This window comes from Chryseotalea sanaruensis (genome assembly GCF_003990915.1).
Taxonomy (GTDB): Bacteria; Bacteroidota; Bacteroidia; order Cytophagales; family Cyclobacteriaceae; genus Chryseotalea; species Chryseotalea sanaruensis.
In genome coordinates, this window is the sequence record NZ_BHXQ01000001.1 from 492,306 (window position 1) to 513,746 (window position 21,441).

Consider the following 21,441-nt stretch of genomic DNA (forward strand, 5'->3'; position numbering starts at 1 on the left):
TAACTTGTTGTTATACTAACTCAAGATATTATTTTCTTGATGATTCGAGCCAGATTTAAGGTATGCAATGTGTACTTTTTTGGTATTGAGAAATAATGCTGAGCTTAGTTAAGACATCAATTGCTGTTGATAAATGAATAAAGGTCTGTTAATCTTTTGTCTGTTGCTCACTGGCACAGCAGAAGCTCAAAAATACAATTCTACCAAGGGAAGTATTTCCTTTCTATCCGATGCTTTAATTGAAGACATTGCCGCAGAGAACACCGCTGCATTGGCAATCCTTGATGCAAGTTCTCGACAATTGGCTTTCTCTGTCCCAGTAAATGAATTTCAATTCGAAAAGAAGCTCATGCAAGCGCATTTTAATGAAAAGTACCTGGAAACAGAAAAATATCCCAAAGCTACTTTTCAAGGTTCACTTTCAGATTTTTCAATGACCAGCAAAGCTTCGCAACAAGTAACAGCCAAAGGTAAACTTACGATACATGGTGTTACTAAAGATGTTCAGATTCCAGGAACGCTTCTAATAGATGCAAAGAGTGAAATAAAAATCAATGCTGCTTTTGTTGTGGCATTAAAGGATTACAATGTTAAAATACCGAAATTGCTTTGGGAGAATATTGCAGAAGAGGTAAATGTTAAAATTGATTTTACACTACAACCTAAATAGTTAAGCAATGTCATTGAGTGTTAGGTCTGCATTAAAATTATTTAGCGTATCTGTTTTATTAATGTTAGTTGTTGATGCTACTGCGCAAGATGACTTACTTAAAGAATTAGAAGAATCAGCGCCAGTAAAAGCGGTTTACACCGAAGCAACATTTAAAGGAACAAGGGCTGTTAATGGCCACTCAATAGAGACAAAACGAGCAGGGGAGTTAGAATTTTTGATCAGTCATCGTTTTGGTAGACTTAATTCAGGTGCCTATGAATTTTGGGGACTTGATCAGGCGTTTATCAGGATAGGTTTTGAATATGGTATTAATGATCGCTTAGGAGTGGGCATTGGACGTAATTCATTTAACAAAATTTATGATGGTTATGTTAAGTACAAAGTACTGCGTCAACAAATTGGTATAAAAAACATTCCTGTCACCATCACAGCCTTTTCAAGTTTAGCAATACAATCAGTACCTCGCGCCAGCGATAAGCCTGATATTTTGTTTAGTGACCGACTGGCCTATACTGCGCAATTACACATCGGAAGAAAGTTCTCTCAAAATCTATCACTGCAACTATCGCCAACAATTATTCATACCAACTTAGTCGATCAGCAAATATTGAAGAATGATCAATATGCGCTTGGAATAGCTGGAAGATATAAGTTAACCAGAAGTCTTTCACTTAATGCTGAATATTATTACCGTGTAGATCCTGTAGAACAAACGCCTTACTACAATTCATTAGCTTTTGGCTTGGATATTGAAACGGGTGGTCATGTATTTCAATTGATTGTCTCTAATACACAAGGTATGGTTGAGCGAACTATTATTAACGAAACAGAAGGCGATTTTTTAGCAGGCGATATCCACTTTGGATTTAATATTACACGCACGTTTCAACTTGTTAAATAATTTCAAATTTGAAATTTGAAATTTAAAATTGAAGAGACACATCCCCGTTAATGGGAAACCCTGTGCATGTTAGTATTCTTCCTTTAGCAAGATCAGCATCGGTCAATACTTCATTGCGTTGCATCCACACTTCCCCCTTTGTGCAAGTGGCTGCACAAGCGCCACAACGACCAGCTTCACAACTATAAGGCAAATCGATTCCATTCTCTTTTGCGGCTTGCAAAATATTAATTGGATATTGAGTAGTTATTTTATGCATTATCCCTTCAAACTGAATAAACACATTATGCCTATTTGTTTCAGGAGGAAGGGTTTGTTGGCGTGCAGGTGGTGTGTGGAAGACTTCTTTGAATACTTGAGTGGGCGGAATACCTTGAGCAATTAATGTAACTAATGCCATCTGCCGGTAATCTAGTGGGCCACATACATAAGCTAAGGTTTTTGAAGGTTGCTCAACATAAATTTGAAAGAGTTCTTCCAATACACTTTTGCCTAATCGCGCACGCATTAAGTTTTTTGCATCGCTAAACAAAAATTCTATTTGCAGTCGTTCTAAGAACTTATTTTGCAGTTCTCTTAACTCAGTTAAAAATACGGTACTCTTTTCATCATGGTTACTATAAATCAAAATCAGTCTCAAGTATGGCTGAAAGTGCAACACTTCTTTTATTATTGAAATCAGAGGCGTGATGCCACTGCCAGCTGCCAATAATAAGACAGTGTTAAATTGAGTTGTTTGTTTTGGTAAAGTGAATAGACCTGAAGCGCCATTGCTCAATACATGGTCACCCACTTTTAGATCATCAAAAAACCAGCGTGATATTTCCCCATTATTGATCCGCTTAACAGTTATGGTAGGGAAGAGATCAAGAACCGGATGCGAGGAGAAAGAATATTGTCTGCGTATTTCTTCCGTTAACCCTTTTTTAATAATAGTTAAAAACTGACCTGGTTGGTACAATAACTTCTGATGATTTTCGAAAACAAATGACTTTGTATCAGCTGTTTCTTCTCTTATCTCCTTTACTTTTAATTCAAACATCTTTAACAATTTCAAATTACAAATTTCAAACTTGAAACTTGTAATTAATTAATCTATTTACCAAACGCTATTCCCTTAGCCATTTTAGGAAAGATAAGTCCATGAAAGGGGAGCACGGCATACCAATACAATCGTCCCCAAATACCCAGCGGTCGAAAGGTAGCAGTTTGAATAAGAACTTTTTTACCTGCATGTATCTTTAGTTTAAATTCAAGCCACGCTTCACCCGGCAATTTCATTTCAGCATATAATAAAAGTCTGCCTTGTTCCTTGTCTGCGACCAACACTCTCCAAAAATCCAGAGCATCACCAGGTTTCAAATCGTCTTCACTTCTTCTGCCCCTTCCTAGTCCTACACCACCAACCATTTTATCAGCCACACCACGCAAGCGCCACATCCAGTTTCCAAAGAACCAACCCTTTTCTCCACCAATTCCCCACAGTCTTTTAATAATCACTTCATTTGTATCGGTGTAGGGAACAACGCGTTTATCCAGGAAGCATCCAAAATAAGGAACCTCAACATAATTTAAGAACTGCGAGTTAATGGATGGGTTATTGACTGCATCCTTCCAACTTGAAATTACATTCCGTTGTTGAATCTTACCAAATGCCATTTTAAGTGCTTCCTCGTAAGTAAATAAGTGTATGGGCACAAGTTTTTGTATGGCATCATCCTTACACACCACTTCATTACGCAGACTACTTACTAACGTTTTAGCAAGAGTTAAGGAGGTAGAAGTAACAAAATAAAGCCAATGAGAAGAAAGCTTAGGAGAAAGAACGGGCACAGGAATAATCCAGCGCTTTAACTTTCGGATGCGTGCGTAAGTCATCAGCATATCATGATAACTGAGTACATCTTTACCGCCCACATCAAAAGTTTGATCATAAACAGCAGGCTTAAGTAGTACACCACGTAGGTATTCAATGATATTGCGTATGCCGATGGGTTGACATTTTGTTTTTAGCCATTTCGGGGCCACCATTAGCGGTAATTTTTCTACTAAGTCGCGAATAATTTCGAACGAAGCACTACCCGAGCCTATAATAATGGCTGCCCGTAAAACGGTTAGCGGTGCTTTAGCCGATTTTAGAATTTCTTCAACTCCTTTGCGGGAGCTTAGGTGTTTAGATAGCTTACTGTCATTAGCAATACCGCCTAAGTATATAATTTGTTGCGCTGAGGTTTTATCGCAATACCTGATAAAATTATTTGCTTGTAAAGCTTCTTGTGATTGAAAAGAACTAAGGTTATTACCCATAGAATGCACCAGGTAATAGGCAGCATCAATATCAGTGGTCAAGTGTTGAAGTGAATTGGCATCTGTTAAATCGCCCTCCAGGACTTCAATATTTTTCAGGTGTGCTTCTGAAAAATCATCAAAGTCGAAACGTCTTTTATCGCGCACTAAGCAAAGTACATGATGTCCGTCTTCCACCAGTACAGGCAGTAAGCGTCTTCCTATGTAACCAGTTGATCCTGTAAGAAGTATTTTCATATAGTGCGCATCTGCTGTTAGTAACAGCAGATAGCTCGGATAGTTAATTATTCAGCCAAGGCTTCTTTGTACGTTTTTAAAACACGATCTCGAGCAAAGGTGTGATCAACAATTGGAGTAGGGTAGTCAGGGGTACCAAATTCGGGTACCCATTTTTTAATGTACTCGAATTTGGGATCAAATTTTTGGGTTTGCAACGTAGGATTAAACACGCGGAAATAAGGAGCGGCATCGCAACCTGAGCTCGCTGCCCATTGCCAGCCACCATTGTTTGCGGCCAAATCAAAGTCTAGTAATTTTTTAGCAAAGTATGCTTCGCCCCAACGCCAGTCTATTAATAAATGCTTGGTTAAAAAGCTAGCTACAATCATACGCACACGATTATGCATAAAACCAGTAGTATTCAGCTCGCGCATACCGGCATCAACGATAGGGTAACCCGTTTTGCCTTCGCACCATAAGGCAAATCGTTCTTCATCTTTGCGCCACGGAATATTGTCGTATGCGGGTTTAAAGGCTTTATCTACAATATGTGGAAAATGCCACAAGATCATGTGGTAAAAGTCGCGCCAAATGAGTTCGTTTAACCAAACTTCATTTTTCTTCACTGCTATCTGTGCAAGCTTTCTAATACTCACTGTGCCAAAGCGTAAGTGTACACTTAGGCGGGTTGTTCCAACTATCGCAGGAAAATTACGTTGCGTATCATATTTTTCAATGATACTTTGTTTGATGATGCGCTCTGGAAAAGTCGCTTCTACATCTTCAAAGCCCAAACTTTTTAAAGATGGAATTGAAATAGCTTCGCATTGTTTAAAATGCGAAAAATACTTTTCAGTAGGATAGCTCTTTAAATAAAACTTGTTCAGTTTTGCTTTCCATTTGCGACTGTATGGTGTAAAAATAGTATAAGGTTTACCATCATCTTTTAATACCTCATCTTTTTCAAAGATCAGTTGATCTTTATAGGTTTTAAAATCAATTGCTTTAGTGCTTAAGATATTGCTAACTGTTGCATCACGCTCTAAAGCGTAAGGCTCATAGTCATGATTGGTATAAACAGCTTTAGGATTTAATTTTTGATAGATGTCTACAGGATTACCATGTAAGACTAATAATGAAGAGCCAAGCTTGATAAGTTCTTCGTGTATTTGCATTAAACTCTGATGAATGAATGCAACACGTTTATCAGCCTTATCCTCGAGTTTATCCAGGATAGTTGAATCAAAAATGAAGAGTGGAAGAACGGATTTATTTTCTTTGAGTGCGTAATAGAGTGCCGCGTTGTCCTGCAGGCGCAAATCTCTCCTTAGCCAAACGAGGGTAGTATCTTTGCTGACTAACTTGTTAAGATTTTGAGTTTCTAAGGTTTTCAATTTCTTTTTCGAGTTTATCGATGGCTTCCATTTTTACAGCGTATAATTTTAAGTCTCCACTGCGTTGAATATGCATGGCTTCTTCTAAAAGCTTACTACGCTTTTTCTCAAGGCTTTGCACAGGATTGGATTTGAATAAACCGAACATATTTTAAAATTTGAAAAGTATAAAATCAAATGGCAATTGCTGCCATTTCAGGATGCTGCATGATCAATTTGAACCAGGCTGTGTATTGATCAGGATGCTGGCGTATGTCTTCTTTAAGCTCACTTAAATTTATGTATTTCCAATCTTCAACTTCATCAGGGTTGACTTCAGGCACACCATCAAACTGGCCAATAAAAACATGGTCACATTCGTGCTCTGTTAAATTCTTGTCGAGATCGGCTTTATAAATGAACTTGTAGGCAAACTCCAAGTCAACCTCAATACCCATTTCTTGCGCAAGCTTACGCTTTGTAGCCTCCTCCATCGTTTCATCTGGAAGGGGATGACTGCAACAAGTGTTAGTCCACAAACTACCACTGTGGTATTTACTTGCAGCACGCTTTTGCAATAATAATTCTCCTTTAGAATTGAAAAGTAAAATAGAAAAAGCACGATGCAGTAAGGCTTTTTGATGCGCCTCAAGCTTTTCCATTGTTCCAATAGGGCTATCGTTGGTATCTACCAGTACTACGTGCTCCATCAGATTAAATTCAACTGGTGTTTTACATAAGAATAGGCTAACAAGCGGATTTTATGCCTGTTTTTTACGCGTATTCTATTATTCAATACAATTTCTGAGGGGGCATTTTGAATCTTTTTGAACAATGACAAGTAGTAGACATAAGCAACGTAAACGCCAAATCTTGCGCCTTTCGGTAAGTTTTTGATACCGATCAAGGCGTTATCGAAATCTTGCTGTATGCTATCTTCTATTTGTTGTTTATTCTCTTCATTTAAATTATCAAGTTCCAACTCAGGGAAATAAACACGCCCCATACTAAAGTCTGCTTTTAGATCACGAAGGAAATTTACTTTTTGAAAAGCTGAACCAAGGCTCATGGCCGCTGGCTTCAATTGTTCGTATAAAGCATTGTCACCTTTACAAAAAACACGAAGACTCATTAGGCCTACAACTTCAGCAGAGCCGAGTATGTATTCCTTCATGCTTTGTTCATCGTAAATCGTTTTTGAAAGATCCCATTCCATACTTCTTAAAAAAGTATCGGTAAGTTCCTTCTCAATTTTGTAAGTATTAACAGTATGTTGAAAGCTATTAAGAATTGGATTTAAACTGATTCCTTCTTCAATGGCCTGATAAGTATCTTTGCGAAAACGCTCCAGCAAAGTCTTTTTATCAAAGTCGTGAAAAGTGTCTACAATTTCATCGGCAAACCTAACCCAGCCATAAAGTGCATAAATTGGATCGCGGTATTCGGGTTTTAAACAGAAAATACCCAGGGAGAAAGAGGTGCTATAGGCACGGGTAGTCATACGACTTGTGCGAATAGATACTTTATCGAAGAGTTGTTTAGAGGTCATTTGTTATAAGTTAGCCAATTTTATCGATCTCTTTTCATCAATTCTTCTGCAACAACCTGTCCAGAGATCAATGAAGGGGGAACTCCGGGGCCGGGAACAGTGAGTTGACCCGTATAGAACAAGTTATTTAGCTTTTTGTTTAAGATCGAGGGCTTAAGATTGGCCGTTTGTTTAAGGGTATTCGCCAAACCATAGGCATTTCCTTTAAAAGCGTTGTAATCAGAGATAAAATCCCTATGGGCATAGCTTCTCTTATAAACAATATTGTCCCTAAGGCCTTCTCCAGTCAGCTTTTCCAATCGATCAAGCACCATATAAAAGTACTTTTCACGTATAGCCTCATTGTCTTCTAAATCTGGTGCTACAGGTACTAAAATGAAAACATTCTCATGACCTGCAGGGGCTACAGTATCGTCAGATTTTGATGTACAGCATACATAAAAAAGCGGATTGCTAGGCCAGCTTGGGTCATCGTAAATCTCAACGGCATGCTTACTAAAATCCTGATCAAAGAAAAGATTGTGATGTAAAAGCTTATTTAATTTCTTATTTACCCCTAGGTAAAAAATGAGTGATGAAGGCGCCATCACGCGCTTATCCCAGTAAGCCTCTGTATAACGTCTATAGGCCGGGGGTAATAAAGTCTGTTCTACGTGATGGTAATCGGCACCAGCTACAACATAATCGAAAGGTGCGAAGGTACCATTTACCGTAACACCTTTAACCTTGTTGCCTTCTGTATCAATAGCTTGAACCCCGCTGTTAAATTCGAATTTTACTCCCTGCTCTTTAGCAACGCTCACCATACCTTCCACAATTTTATGCATGCCTCCTTCCGGATACCAAGTGCCTAATGCTAGGTCGGCATAATTCATTAAGCTGTAAAGCGCAGGAGTATTTTCAGGAGTAGCACCTAAAAACAAAACAGGAAACTCCAACAATTGAACGAGTTGGGGATGCTTGAAATATTTCTTGACGTATGTACTAATAGACTCGAAAACATGAAGTTTGAAGAGCCCTTTAAAAAGATCTATATCAAATAATTCAGTAAGGGAAAGCCCAGGCTTTCTTACTAATTTATTGATACCTACTTCGTATTTGAACTTGCCTTCTGCTATGAATTTCTTAAGATGTACACTGCTACCTGGCTCCAGCTTGTCAAACATTTTATACAATGCCTCTAATCCTGCAGGTACGTCAAGCACTTCTTCTTTACTGTAGTAAATCCGATAGGAGGGGTCTAACCTTTTAAGGGTGTAAAAGTCAGAAGCTTTTTTACCAAAGAAGTTAAAGTAGCTCTCGAACACATCAGGCATCCAATACCAGCTTGGCCCCATGTCAAACATATAACCATCTACTTCAAACTTACGCGCGCGACCGCCAGCACCCTCATTCTTCTCAAAAACAGTAACATCGTAACCAGCCTTAGCTAAAGTGCTGGCTGCAGATAATCCCGCAAAACCAGAACCTATTACAGCAATTTTCTTCATTCAAAATGTTTTCGGGAAGATACTAATAACCCTCCAACTGTTTTTGAATCTCTTTGCGTGCATGAAAGATTCTGTTTTTAACAGTACCGATAGGAATATTCAAATGATCAGCGATCTCATTATACTTATACCCTGAAGTATGCATCTTGAATGGGATCAACAATTCATCTTTCACGGTCTCAATCTTCTTCCAGGCATCTTTGTATTCGTAGCTGGAGTCAGGTGAATTAAAAGTATGATCATCTTTCACGTTCAGAAAGTATAACTCCTTGGTAGTATCGTGCGATGTTTTAGCACGTTGATTTTTTCTGTAGTTGTTAATAAAGGTGTTACGCATGATGGTGAACAACCAACCTTTTAGGTTAGTGTCATCGCGAAATTTGTCCTTATACATCAGGGCCTTCATAATAGTGTCCTGAACTAAGTCCTGCGATTCTTCGCGGCTTGATGTGAACCTGCGTGTAAAAGTCTGGAGCGTTGGACGCAAACCAGCAACTTTGTGTGAGAATTCGATGGCGGTCATATGCTTCTTTGTTTTTTGTTTAACAAATATGCGATATAAGTTGAACAAAACAAAAGAATACTGAATTATATACCATATTTTGTTTAATAATTTTATGAATGGTATTAAACAAAAAAAAGAGGCGTATGCCTCTTTCGTTTGACCGTCAATACTTTGTACTGATATCTTAAAGTAAATCTTTCAGTGCTAAGGCATTTTTAAACAAAATGACGTTTTCAGGAATAGGACCTGTGTAATTTGCGAGCTGCATTCCTGAGATAAAAAGCTTATTTTGAGGAAAATCAGCAGAAAGTTTACTTAAGTAAGCCTCCATTGTAATCAATTCGCTGCCACTGGTAATTGAAGTAATCAGTATTTCCGGCTTATGTTGTTGAACTACTTGGAATAAATCCTCGTGTGGTACGTTCTGGCCCAGATAATAAGTTCGGTAACCATTCTTTCTTACTACATAATGGTAGAATAGTAATCCAATCTCATGCAATTCCTTTTCTCTTAAATAAAGTACAACACGCTTCGATTCATGGGGTGGGATGGCTAAACCGTCAATAGCCACAATCATCTTTTGTCTGATCAGGTTTGAAATGAAGTGCTCCTGTGCCGGGCTGATGTTTTGCGTTTGCCACAACACACCTATTTTTTCAAGGAAGGGGTAGGTTATTTCTGTAATAGTCTTTTCAAAACCATAACGTAAAATTAAGTTAGAGAGTATTTTTTCGAATTGCTCTTCTTCCATATCAATCATAGCCATTACCAATTGGTCTATGTGTATGGACAAATCGCTTTTAAGCTCACTGATCTCGAGCACCTTTTTGTAAAGGTCGTCATTGCTCATGTCAGCAATTTTGGAAATCTTGATACCGTTGTTATTTAACAGCGATACACTGATGATCTTCTTTAATTCTGCATCAGAATAATAACGTATGTTCGTATCGGTTCTGGCGGGCTCAATTATTCTGTGCCGTTTCTCCCAGATGCGTATGGTATGGGCTTTAATTCCCGACAGTTGTTCCAGCTCTTTAATTGAATATGATCCCATTGGTTTGTTGGTTCAAGAAATTTGTTGGATAAACTTTGCTTTTAGCCAATCTTTAACCTTCTATAACAGTAAGTACTCTGTAATGTTTAAACCTTCATTATGCCCACCAAGTTAAGCCATAGTTCTGATTTGCTCAAACATGGTACCGATTGGTTTGATTCCAAGGGCTGGAAACCTTTCGCTTTTCAAACTGATACATGGCAGGCATACCTGAATGGCGAAAGTGGTTTAGTAAACGCACCAACAGGTAGTGGGAAGACTTATTCATTGTTAGTTCCGATAGCACTCGAGTATATTCGAACTCACCCTAATTATAAAAAGGATAACCCACAGGGTTTGCAAGCCATTTGGGTTACTCCCATACGTGCGCTATCTAAGGAGATTTATTTGTCGGCCAACAGAATGATGGAAGGCATGGAAATACCCTGGCAAGTGGGTATACGTTCTGGCGATACGAGCATTAAAGAACGGGAGAAGCAAAAGCAAAAACCACCTCAGCTGTTAATTACTACCCCAGAGAGCTTGCATTTGCTATTGGCACAGAAAGATCATGCTACATTATTTTCCGATTTAAAAGTAGTGGTGGTTGATGAATGGCATGAGTTGATGGGTTCAAAGCGTGGTGTTCAAGTCGAGCTTGCGCTTTCTCGTTTTAAAAAGTTATCACCTTCTTTAAAGATCTGGGGTATATCAGCCACCATTGGCAATATGGACCAGGCAGTAGAAGCCTTGCTGGGAAACACATTGGCAGTACCTGGTAAAATTATTCGCGCTGATATTAAGAAGAAAATTGAAGTCGTATCCGTTATGCCTGATGCATTGGAAAAAATGCCTTGGGCCGGTCATTTGGGTATTCATCTGCTGATGAAGGTGATTGACATTGTGAAAGCGAGTAAGACGACACTTATTTTCACGAATACCCGATCTTTTGCAGAAATATGGTATCAAAAGATGCTGGATGCAGCACCAGAGTTATCCGGATTGATTGCCATGCACCACGGTTCTATATCACAAGACTTGCGTAATTGGGTTGAAGAACAATTGCATGAAGGTAAATTAAAGGCAGTGGTTTGTACATCAAGTCTTGATTTAGGGGTAGATTTCCGACCAGTTGAAACGGTAATACAAATTGGTGCACCTAAAGGCATTGCACGTTTTCTACAAAGAGCGGGCAGGAGTGGACACCAACCTGGTGCTACCAGTAAAATCCATTTTGTGCCAACGCACTCCCTTGAACTTATGGAGGCCGCTGCCATTCGTGAAGCATTGGAACGTAACATTGTTGAAGACAGATTTCCTTATATCAGATCATTTGATGTATTGGTTCAATACTTAATCACGCTGGCCGTAGGTGGAGGTTTTACATCAGAGGATACTTTTCAAGAAGTAAAGAGTACCTTCAGTTATGCTTCAATTAGTGATGAAGAATGGGAATGGCTGCTCGCTTTTATAGTAACTGGAGGAGATTCTTTACAAGCTTATGATGAATACAGAAAAGTAGTTGTAGAAGAAGATGTATATAAAGTAGACAACAGGAAAATTGCCATGCGTCACCGTATGTCTATTGGAACTATTGTTGGTGATACTGCCATACTTATAAAATACCAGTCCGGAAAATTTTTAGGAACAATAGAGGAGTACTTTATTTCAAGACTAAAACCAGGAGATGTATTCTGGTTTGCTGGCAGAAATCTGGAGCTTATTCGTATGCAGGGCATGGAGGCACATGTGCGTAACTCCAAAAAGAAAACTGGTTTGGTGCCTTCCTGGCAAGGTGGACGTATGCCTTTGTCATCGCAGTTGAGCGAACTAATTCGTAACAAGATTCATGAAATGGTTACGGGCACAGATCATGATGAAGAGATGACTTTCCTTAAACCGCTATTTCAGTTACAGCAAGAAAGATCGCATGTGCCCAATAAGTCTGAGTTTCTAATTGAATATTTTGAAACCAAAGAAGGATATCATTTAGTAATGTATCCTTTCGAAGGACGTTTTGTACATGAAGGTATGGGGGCTTTAATGGCTTATCGCATTTCACAAATACAAGCCATTACATTCTCCATTGCCATGAATGATTACGGTTTTGAGTTGTTAAGTGATCAGCCTATCCCTATTGAACAAGCACTGGAAGAAAATCTTTTTGATACTGAAAAATTACTAAAGGATATTCAGGCCAGTATTAACGCTACAGAGATGGCCAGAAGAAAATTCAGAGACATAGCAGCCATTGCAGGTTTAGTGTTTAAAGGCTACCCCGGTCAGCCAATTAAAGACAGACATTTACAATCGAGTACACAGCTCTTCTTCAATGTTTTTAACGATTATGAAGCACACAACTTACTGCTACGCCAAGCTTTTGAAGAAGTAATGGATTTTCAGCTTGAAGAAGGTAGGTTAAGAAAAGCTTTGGATAGAATTAATAGCCAGAAAATTATTCTTAAAAGTCCAGAGAAACCAACACCTTTTGCTTTCCCAATTATGGTGGACCGCTTAAGAGAGAAAATCAGTAACGAAAAACTAGAAGATCAGGTGAGAAGAATGGTACTTCAGTACGAGTAATTTTCTTGGTCGTTGCTAAGCTTATTTCTAATTAAGAACTTTTTCATGAGTTATCTGATCTTATTAGAATAGTTTACACTCTAATCTATTTGAGTCTACTGTTTACATACCAACATTGTCTGGAATAATTTTAGTTGTCTACCCTTTGTATACGCCATTTTTTAGGCTTTACCTTGTATTGATAGCAAATTGCTTCATCAAAATATTTTTGATCAGTGATGGCAAACGTATTTTGATATTGGGTATTTCGGTTTAGTAAGACGCATACCTTTTAACATTACCTTCCGGTAGCGGGTAGATCTTTGTTTCCTGTGGGGGGGGCATCTGCAGGCAACCGCCCGCTATCAGGTAAGGTATTGTTATTAATGATTGATTGACCAACCAACCATACTTTTCTGCAAACAAAATGCCGGACTTAATCCGGCATTTTTTTTAAAATTTAACCGCAAAGCTTGCAGAGATTCGCGGAGTTATTGACTTCTTTTTCTTTGCGAATCTTAGCGTACTCTGCGGTTTAAAAAGCTAACCGCAAAGATCGCTGAGGTTTGCAGAGTGATTGTCTTTATATGAATACGTCTCCTTAATGGGCAAGAAAAATGATGCGCATAAAAAAAGCCGGACTTAATCCGGCATTTTTATTTCAAACTTTTTAATGTTAGTGAATAAGATTAAAAAACCTGCTCCACCTGATTTTATTAAAGAAGCTGGCGTTACTGTCTAACGACAACCAGATAAAGAAAGCTTTACCAACAATGTGATCCTCCGGCACAAAACCCCAATAACGTGAGTCGAGAGAATTATGACGGTTATCACCCATCATAAAATAATAATTTTGCTTAAAAGTGTAGGTGCTTAATTCTTTGCCGTCTATAAATAGTTTACCATTCTCCATTTTAACATCTTCATTATACTCATAACGCTCAATCATTTTACCATAAAGCGTAAGTGTTGTTGAATCAATGTTAATGGTCATGCCTTCCTTAGGTACAACCAGAGGCCCGAAGAAGTCACCACTCCATGGAAATTTAGCAGCATCAGGGTAAATGTTAAACTCTACGTTCTTTCTAGTTTCGAAAACGACTGAGTCAATGAAGGGAAGTTTTTTTAACTCTTCTGCAGTTTCTTGCGTGAGGGGCATGGCATACCTTACCTGATTATCTGTGTTGCTTAAGATTTGAAATCCATCGATTTCATACTTATCTAATATCCTGTCGTTGATCTGACTTTTAGCATAAACAGAATAATCATGTTGTAAACCAGGTTCCTGCTCGGATAATGTTCCGTTAATATAAACCTGATGATCTTTAATCTGCAAAGTATCACCGGCAATGGCTACACAGCGTTTGATGTAGTTAGTCTTCAAATCGACAGGATAATCTATCCATTTAGATTTGGGTAAGTACAAATTGTTTTCTTCTATACCGGGTACATTAAATACAACAACATCGTTACGCTTTACACTTGATATTCCGGGTAAGCGATATTGCGGTAGCTGAATGGCCTTGCTATAAGAAGGGATATTAGTGAACCAGATTTTCTGGTGCGTAAGCGGTAACTGCAATGGTGTTTTAGGCGTACGTGTACCATAATGGAACTTGCTAACGAACAGGAAGTCGCCCACTAACAATGATTTCTCCATTGAAGGTGTAGGAATGGTGTATGCCTCCATAATCAACCAACGGATTAGGGTAGCTGCAACTACTGCGAAAGCGATAGCGTCAACCCACTCACGTACTTTTGATTTAGGTTGTACTTCTTTCTTTTCCTCTTTGTTCTTTTTCCAAAACTGCCAGTTCATAATCAAATATCAGATTGCAAATAAAGTTAAATCTTTTGAAAACACGACTTTTAAGGGAAAGTACCTCATTTTAAATGAATGGCATCTTTACAGGAATATAGGTCGCTAATACCTTTCTATAATTTCAAAAAGTCATCCATATTTAGAAGACCTTGTTTCTTTTCTTGCACAATCCAGGTAGCCACCTCTATAGCGCCTAAGGCAAAACCTTCTCGCGTATGTGCAGTGTGTTTAATTTCAATATCATCGATAACTGAAGTGTACTTAACACTGTGGGTGCCAGGCGCGGGATCTATGCGGTGCGAGACAATAGAGAGTTGCTCATCATTTTCTTCGCTCTTATTTATCCAGCTGTTTTTGCGTTGCAGGTTTTTAAGAATGTCTTCTGCTATTGTAATGGCCGTTCCACTAGGCGCGTCCTTTTTCTGCGTGTGATGAATCTCGTCTACTATTACATTGTATCCAGGAAATCCATTCATGAGTTTGGCCAGGTGAGCATTCACCTTAAAAAAGATATTAACACCAACACTGAAATTTGAGGCGTAAAAAAAAGTGCCTTGTTGCTGTTCACAAAGTGCTTCAATTTCCTTTTTCTGCTCCAACCAACCAGTTGTGCCGCATACAACGGGTAGCTTCCTTTCGATACACCGTTTTACATTTTCGTAGGCTGCTTCGGGTCTTGAAAACTCGATAGCAACATCGGCTTCAATGTGTTTAATCTCCTCCTGATTATGAATGTCGATGATTCCAGCAATGCGATGTCCTTTTTTTACGGCCAGACTTTCAATGGTTTTACCCATCTTACCATAACCAATGAGTAGAATATTCATATTTAGAATCTAATTGAAACTGTAAAACCACTTTGTCGTCCAAGCAGCATGTCTTGTTTAAAGCTTGGCTCGACCCTTACCTGAAGGTTTGGATTAATGTCGAACTCTTTTAGATGAGAATCGACATGTGCGTCTACAATCTGTAAGGCATACCATAACCCTGTCAGGATAATAAAGAAATCACGTTCTCTGCGATATCGATCAGTAATAGTTCTTAAGCTAGGCCTGGGTAGACCAACTGAATTTGTGCCTGTATTTAGGTCTTTAAACAATTCACCACGATAGAAACGGTAGTTATCATTGTAGAAATCTATGTAGTAACCGAGAAAAACAAAACCGCCATAAACGAGTGGCACTTTCCAATATTTCTTATTGTAAACCTGACCTGAACCTGGTAAAATAGCCGCATATAATAGGGCTTTTTGTGGATTGAAGCGTTTAGCAATATAGGCCATTCTAGCAGAGTCGGCCTTGGTTTGAGCTTCTTGTTGAATGATAGCAGGGGAGGTATTGATAACCGTATTTCCCAAGCTATCCTGAGCCTGCATCGATGTGGGTAAGCTCAAAAACAAACAAATAGAAAGACTTGCAGTCACCATTTTTAGGGTCGCTGACAGATTCATTCTAAAATGCTTTTTGATACTGTTACACATTGAGGCGCTAAGATACACGAAGAATGTCGAGTATGCGATTCAAATCTTCAACCGACACGAAAGGTATTTTAATCTCGCCTTTTCTACCATCACTTTTTACCATTACCCTTGTACTGAAGTGCGATGATAGTTTAGATTGAAGCTGAGACATTTCTTTAGCAGCTGCACTGCCACCCGCCTGAATTTGGGCAGGGGCACTTTCGGTTTTAGCGCCACTCATTTCGCGCACCAATTCTTCTACTTTACGTACCGACAATTCTTCAGCCAAGGTCTTCTTAAAGATGTACAATTGCTGATCGGCACTGTCTACGTTAATGATAGCACGGGCATGCCCCATGGTTATACGGTTATCTCGTACTGCGATCTGAATATCAGGTGGGAGTTTAAGCAGACGCAAGTAGTTGGTTACTGTAGCCCGGTTTTTACCTACACGTTCTCCCAATTGTTCTTGCTTAAGATTACATTCTGTTAATAAACGCTGGTAGCTAAGGGCAATTTCAATGGCATTCAGGTTTTCACGCTGAATGTTTTCGATCAAAGCCATCTCCAGCATCTGCTGATCATCGGCAGCACGGATGTAGGCAGGAATCATTTCAAGGCCTGCTAGTTTAGAGGCCTGAAAGCGTCTTTCACCCGAAATCAATTGGTATTGATTGTGCGCTAAGCGTCTTACGGTTATTGGCTGAATAATGCCATGAACTTTAATTGATTCCGCCAATTCCAGCAAAGCATCTTCATCAAAATGGGTGCGGGGCTGAAAGGGGTTAGTTTCAATTTCAGAAATAAGAATTTCATTAATACCACTTCTGGGGCTACTTGGTGGGGCAACATTGGCTACTGCCATTTCTGCTTCCAGACGGTCGGTCGTATCATTATCGCTCAACAGAGCGTTGAGTCCACGGCCTAAAGCTTTTTTCTTACTCATTTCGACTTACCATTTTTCTTTAAAATCTCATTTGCCAGGTTCAGGTAGCTGATAGCCCCCTTACTTTCCGCATCATGCACAATTGCTGGTAAACCAAAACTGGGCGATTCACTTAACTTAACGTTACGCGGTATGATTGTAGCGAAAGTCATTTTCTGGAAATGTGTTCTTACTTCTTCTACCACTTGATTACCCAAACTTGTGCGTGAGTCATAAAGTGTTAATAAAATACCTTCAATTTCCAGGCCAGGGTTTAACCGGGTTTGAATAATTTTAATGGTATTCAACAATTTGCCTAATCCTTCTAATGCAAAATATTCGCATTGTACAGGTATAATAATTGAATCTGCTGCCGTTAGCGCGTTGATGGTAATCAAGCCCAGGGACGGAGAGCAGTCAATGATAACGTAATCGTAATCGTTTTTAATCAGTTTAAGGGCTTCACGCATTTTTTCTTCTCTGCGTTCTATGCTCACCATTTCTACTTCTGCGCCCACCAGGTCAATATGCGAAGGGATAATATCAAGCATTTTCAATTGCTCATTTTTTACAATGGCATCTTGTGCTTTCACCCCGTCAACCATGCATTCGTAAATTCCGTTTTCAACATCTTTTGGGTTAATCCCCAAACCAGAAGTTGAGTTTGCTTGTGGGTCGGCATCAATAAGTAGCGTTCTTTGTTCAAGCACTGCTAAACTGGCTGCCAGGTTGATGGCGGTGGTGGTTTTGCCTACGCCTCCTTTTTGATTCGCAATCGCGATGATTTTTCCCATTGTGCGGATAGAATAAGTAAAAAATAAAGCCCTGACGTCTCAAGATTTCGTCAGGGCTTCAAATATAGATGATTTGTTATGTGGTGGATATTTTATGTTCCACAAACGTTCCACGCTTTATCCACAATCAGACAATTCAAAATTTCAAATATTAAATTGCAAATTAAGTGTCTGGTATTCAGTTGATTAAAATTTTATGAACAATGTCGTTTAGTTAATCCTTCTTTATGGCCTCACCTCCAGTCCTCTCCAGAAGAAGAGGATGACCATGGAGGCTTAACTAAACGACATTGAATTTCAAATCTGAAATCTGAAATCTTAAATTACTTCTTCTTTGTCTTCTTAGCCTCATCCGCTTTTTTCCTCGCTTCTTCGCTAGCCTTCATCGCATTTTCAAGTTTACTCATGAATTTAGATTTAGTACCACCACCAGCGGCAATCTTCTTCCGGTTCTCGTCCATTACCGATCTAATCTTGTCCTCATCAACAAAACGCTTGATAACGACTTGCTGTACAATGGTAGCCATGGTTGAAACAAAGTAATAGAAGCTTAGCGCTGCAGGAAATGAGTTCAATACAAAAATGAATACTACCGGCATGATATACCCTAATGATTTCATCGGGCCTTGTACTGTAGTCATTTGGTTATTCTGCCAGGTATAGTAAAGTGTGGCAGCTGTCATTAATAACACAAACAAGCTGACGTGATTACCATAGAATGGAATGGTAAATGGTAATGTTAGAATAGAATCATAAGAAGACAAGTCTTCGGCCCACCACAAACTTTCCTGACGCAATTCTATGCTGTTCGGGAACAAATAGAACATGGCCATTAAGATTGGTAATTGAAGCAACACAGGAATACAACCACTGATTGGATTGACACCCACTTGTTGGTAAAGCTTCATTTGCTCTTGCTGAGCCTTAGCCATATCATCAGGGAATTTCTCCTTAATTTCATCCAGCTCTGGCTTTAATACCTTCATCTTAGCCATGCTCAGGTTAGAGCTGTAGGAGAGGGGCAGCAATACAAGACGTAAAATGATTACCAATACCAGAATTACTAAACCGTAATTCATGTTGAAATCAACCAACACATTAAACAGCGGGCGAATAGCAAACTTGTTAATGTATTTAATAGGTGCCCAACCGAGGTAAACGTTTTCGTTAAAACCTGTTGTTACTTTTTCTAATTGGTTGTAATCGTTAGGACCGAAATAGAAAGTGAAGTCGGCTTTACTATCGGTTACAGCTTTTAAAGGAATAAATAATTTAGCATGAGCACGTTTTACAACTGAGGTATCAGATTGGTTAACAGATGTTTGCACCTCACCACCGGCAAAACTTTCTTTAGCAATAATGGAGGCCAGGAAGAATTTCTGTTTGAAACTGATCCACTTCAATGGGTCGGCAAATGTTTCTGTTTCTGTGTCGGTAGAGCGCTCGCTGATGTAATCGAATTCACCAGCTACCGTATAAGAATTGATCGTGGTGTTATTACGGCTGTCAGCTAAATCCTTTTCCAGAGGACGAAGTATGTTAGTCCAGTTCAATGTAAGTTGCTCTGTGCTGAGCTGTTCTGCCAAGCCGCCATTTTTTAGACTATAACCAATTTCATAACCAACGGGTGGAATGCTATAGGTTTGGGTAAATGATCCAGTCTCATTACGCAAAGAGAAAGTTACTATGGTAGTGTCATTCTTCTTGCTGACCTGAGAACCGTAGTAAAGTGTGTAGAGGTCAAGTGGTTCACCTTTTACCTTTGTTGATAATTCAAAAGCGTTTGAACGTGGCTCAACTAAAACCAATGGCTTACCAAAATAGGTTTTATAATTTTTTAGCTCCAGGTATTTGATAACACCACCTTTGGTAGAGAATTCAACTTTAAGATCCTGTGTTTCAACACTTACCTTTTCCTCACGACCTGTTGCAAAAGTTCCAAATCCCTGCAAAGCAGAAAGTTTAGCGCTATCAAACTGTGAGGCGGTATTAGTTGATGTTGTGCTGTCCCCCGTAGTTGATGCAGACGCAGTGGCTAACTCAGTAGTAGCTGCAGGTATTGCTTCTGGCTTAGGCGTGGGACTAAACCAATAAAAATAAACTAGTAAGAGGGCGCCCATGAGGGTCATCCCGATCGCGGTGTTTCTATCCATTATTTCTCTACTTCTTTCTTATGATTAATAGCTGCTTCAACAAATTTTACAAACAGCGGATGAGGGTTCATTACGGTGCTTTTTAACTCAGGGTGGTATTGCACACCAACAAACCAAGGGTGATCTTTTAATTCAACAATTTCAACAAGACCAGAATCGGGGTTTATGCCAGAAGCTTTCAAACCAGCATCTTCAATTTTATCGAAATACTTATTGTTGAATTCGTAGCGATGACGGTGACGCTCTTGTATAGATGTTTCACCGTATATGGCGTACGCTTTAGTTCCTTTCTTGATTTTACAAGCATAGGCACCTAAACGCATGGTACCACCTTTGGTGGTTATTTTTTTCTGTTCCTCCATCATGTCAATAACAGGATGTTTGGAGGCAGGATTTAATTCAGTAGAGCTGGCATCTGCCCAACCTAATACGTGGCGGGAGAATTCAATAACGCAGCATTGCATGCCTAAACAGATACCGAAGAATGGTATTTTGTTTTCGCGCACAAATCGGATGGCTTCAATTTTACCTTCCATGCCACGCTCGCCAAAACCAGGGGCCACCAGCACACCATCAAGTCCTTTCAGGGTTTCTGCAACGCTTTCCTTATTAATATCTTCTGAAGAAATCCACTTCACGTTTACCTTACAATCGTTCTCGGCACCGGCATGTACAAAAGCCTCAGCAATAGACTTATAGGCATCAGGTAGGGAAACATATTTCCCCACAAGTCCAACAGTTACTTCTTCATCCGGGTTTTTGAGTTTACCCAGAAAATCCTTCCAGCCTTCTAAGTCAGGTTCACCTTTTATAGGAATTTTAAGTTTAGAAAGTACTCGTTCGTCCAACTTCTCTTTACGCATAAGTAGAGGCACATCGTAAATCGTGTCTGCATCCATCGCTTCTATTACAGAGTTGATGTTTACGTTGCAGAACAGTGCCAATTTCTTACGAATATCCATTGGCAAGGGTCTGTCGGTACGACAAACCAATATATCAGGCTGAATACCAGCCTCTAAGAGTTCTTTTACAGAGTGTTGTGTTGGCTTTGTTTTTAATTCTTTGGCGGCAGCCAGATAAGGCACAAGCGTTAAATGAATCACCAATGAATTGCCGGGACCCAATTCCCACTTCACCTGACGCACTGCTTCTATAAAGGGAAGTGACTCGATATCACCCACAGTTCCGCCTAACTCAGTGATAATGAAGTCGTACTTGTCATCTTGCCCAAGCAACATGATGTTACGCTTAATTTCATCGGTTATGTGCGGGATAACTTGAACAGTTTTACCTAGATATTCGCCTTTGCGCTCTTTTGTGATAACATTATTATAGATGCGGCCGGTAGTAACGTTGTTTGCCTGAGAGGTAGGTACATTCAGGAAACGTTCGTAATGACCAAGATCAAGGTCGGTTTCAGCACCATCATCGGTCACATAACATTCGCCATGTTCGTATGGGTTTAAGGTACCTGGGTCGATGTTAATGTAAGGGTCAAACTTCTGAATAGTAACACGATAGCCCCTGGCTTGGAGCAAGCGCGCCAGGGAAGCAGCGATAATACCCTTTCCGAGGGAGGAGGTTACCCCTCCGGTAACAAAAATGTACTTAACGTTAGACATGCGTGGTTGTGAAAGCAGTAAAAAATCGCGTGCAAAGGTAGGCTTTTAAGGGGA

19 protein-coding genes are annotated in these 21,441 nt (G+C 39.4%); 3 read left to right on the plus strand and 16 right to left on the minus strand.

The features are described from left to right. Positions 1 to 133: 133 nt before the first annotated feature. A complete protein-coding gene (locus SanaruYs_RS02050; RefSeq protein WP_127120839.1) occupies positions 134 to 670 on the plus strand; it encodes a YceI family protein in 537 nt (178 codons plus the stop codon). Positions 671 to 677: 7 nt separating this feature from the next. Further along, positions 678 to 1,574 carry a DUF5777 family beta-barrel protein gene (locus SanaruYs_RS02055; protein ID WP_246011813.1) on the plus strand — a complete coding sequence of 299 codons (897 nt, stop codon included), beginning with the start codon at positions 678 to 680 and terminating at the stop codon, positions 1,572 to 1,574. Between the two features lie 22 nt (positions 1,575 to 1,596). Here the strand turns inward: SanaruYs_RS02055 and SanaruYs_RS02060 are convergent, their stop codons facing one another. The 9 genes from SanaruYs_RS02060 to SanaruYs_RS02100 form a co-directional block, all read right to left on the minus strand. Then, positions 1,597 to 2,616: a ferredoxin--NADP reductase gene (locus tag SanaruYs_RS02060; protein WP_127120840.1), complete on the minus strand. Its 1,020-nt coding sequence runs from the start codon at positions 2,614 to 2,616 to the stop codon at positions 1,597 to 1,599. 53 nt (positions 2,617 to 2,669) lie between these two features. Next, complete coding sequence (locus SanaruYs_RS02065; RefSeq protein ID WP_127120841.1) at positions 2,670 to 4,118, minus strand: SDR family oxidoreductase; 1,449 nt, start codon at positions 4,116 to 4,118, stop codon at positions 2,670 to 2,672. Between the two features lie 47 nt (positions 4,119 to 4,165). After that, the gene (locus tag SanaruYs_RS02070) at positions 4,166 to 5,494 is read right to left on the minus strand and encodes a cryptochrome/photolyase family protein (RefSeq protein WP_127120842.1); all 1,329 of its coding nucleotides are present in this window, start codon (positions 5,492 to 5,494) and stop codon (positions 4,166 to 4,168) included. Further along, entirely contained in the window at positions 5,466 to 5,642 is a 177-nt protein-coding gene (locus SanaruYs_RS02075; RefSeq protein ID WP_127120843.1) for a DUF6435 family protein, read from the minus strand. The genes SanaruYs_RS02070 and SanaruYs_RS02075 overlap by 29 nt, the downstream gene beginning before the upstream one ends. Before the next feature lie 25 nt (positions 5,643 to 5,667). Continuing rightward, positions 5,668 to 6,183, minus strand: a complete 516-nt coding sequence (idi, locus tag SanaruYs_RS02080; RefSeq protein WP_127120844.1) for an isopentenyl-diphosphate Delta-isomerase — start codon at positions 6,181 to 6,183, stop codon at positions 5,668 to 5,670. Further along, positions 6,183 to 7,022 carry a phytoene/squalene synthase family protein gene (locus SanaruYs_RS02085; RefSeq protein WP_127120845.1) on the minus strand — a complete coding sequence of 280 codons (840 nt, stop codon included), beginning with the start codon at positions 7,020 to 7,022 and terminating at the stop codon, positions 6,183 to 6,185. The genes idi and SanaruYs_RS02085 overlap by 1 nt, the downstream gene beginning before the upstream one ends. Positions 7,023 to 7,042: 20 nt before the next feature. Continuing rightward, positions 7,043 to 8,512, minus strand: a complete 1,470-nt coding sequence (crtID, locus tag SanaruYs_RS02090) for a bifunctional phytoene desaturase/3,4-desaturase (RefSeq protein WP_127120846.1) — start codon at positions 8,510 to 8,512, stop codon at positions 7,043 to 7,045. 22 nt (positions 8,513 to 8,534) lie between these two features. Continuing rightward, positions 8,535 to 9,035 carry an RNA polymerase sigma factor gene (locus SanaruYs_RS02095; RefSeq protein WP_127120847.1) on the minus strand — a complete coding sequence of 167 codons (501 nt, stop codon included), beginning with the start codon at positions 9,033 to 9,035 and terminating at the stop codon, positions 8,535 to 8,537. Positions 9,036 to 9,201: 166 nt separating this feature from the next. Beyond that, positions 9,202 to 10,071: a MerR family transcriptional regulator gene (locus SanaruYs_RS02100; RefSeq protein ID WP_127120848.1), complete on the minus strand. Its 870-nt coding sequence runs from the start codon at positions 10,069 to 10,071 to the stop codon at positions 9,202 to 9,204. A gap of 99 nt (positions 10,072 to 10,170) precedes the next feature. On the opposite strand from SanaruYs_RS02100, the gene SanaruYs_RS02105 reads away from it, so the two are divergent. Further along, the gene (locus SanaruYs_RS02105; RefSeq protein ID WP_127120849.1) at positions 10,171 to 12,633 is read left to right on the plus strand and encodes a ligase-associated DNA damage response DEXH box helicase; all 2,463 of its coding nucleotides are present in this window, start codon (positions 10,171 to 10,173) and stop codon (positions 12,631 to 12,633) included. 655 nt (positions 12,634 to 13,288) lie between these two features. Here SanaruYs_RS02105 and lepB read toward each other — a convergent pair. From lepB to pyrG, 7 genes are all read right to left on the minus strand, one after another. Beyond that, positions 13,289 to 14,431, minus strand: a complete 1,143-nt coding sequence (gene lepB, locus SanaruYs_RS02110; RefSeq protein ID WP_127120850.1) for a signal peptidase I — start codon at positions 14,429 to 14,431, stop codon at positions 13,289 to 13,291. Positions 14,432 to 14,547: 116 nt separating this feature from the next. Beyond that, positions 14,548 to 15,261, minus strand: a complete 714-nt coding sequence (gene dapB, locus SanaruYs_RS02115; RefSeq protein ID WP_127120851.1) for a 4-hydroxy-tetrahydrodipicolinate reductase — start codon at positions 15,259 to 15,261, stop codon at positions 14,548 to 14,550. Between the two features lie 2 nt (positions 15,262 to 15,263). Further along, a complete protein-coding gene (locus SanaruYs_RS02120; RefSeq protein WP_127120852.1) occupies positions 15,264 to 15,884 on the minus strand; it encodes a DUF5683 domain-containing protein in 621 nt (206 codons plus the stop codon). Between the two features lie 37 nt (positions 15,885 to 15,921). After that, entirely contained in the window at positions 15,922 to 16,839 is a 918-nt protein-coding gene (locus SanaruYs_RS02125; protein ID WP_127120853.1) for a ParB/RepB/Spo0J family partition protein, read from the minus strand. Then, positions 16,836 to 17,612: a ParA family protein gene (locus SanaruYs_RS02130; protein ID WP_127120854.1), complete on the minus strand. Its 777-nt coding sequence runs from the start codon at positions 17,610 to 17,612 to the stop codon at positions 16,836 to 16,838. Before SanaruYs_RS02130 ends, SanaruYs_RS02125 begins: the two co-directional genes overlap by 4 nt. Before the next feature lie 323 nt (positions 17,613 to 17,935). Further along, positions 17,936 to 19,765: a membrane protein insertase YidC gene (gene yidC, locus SanaruYs_RS02135; RefSeq protein ID WP_127120855.1), complete on the minus strand. Its 1,830-nt coding sequence runs from the start codon at positions 19,763 to 19,765 to the stop codon at positions 17,936 to 17,938. Next, positions 19,765 to 21,387 (minus strand): CTP synthase, encoded by a 1,623-nt coding sequence (gene pyrG, locus SanaruYs_RS02140; RefSeq protein ID WP_127120856.1) that lies wholly within the window; start codon positions 21,385 to 21,387, stop codon positions 19,765 to 19,767. Before pyrG ends, yidC begins: the two co-directional genes overlap by 1 nt. Positions 21,388 to 21,441 lie beyond the last annotated feature (54 nt).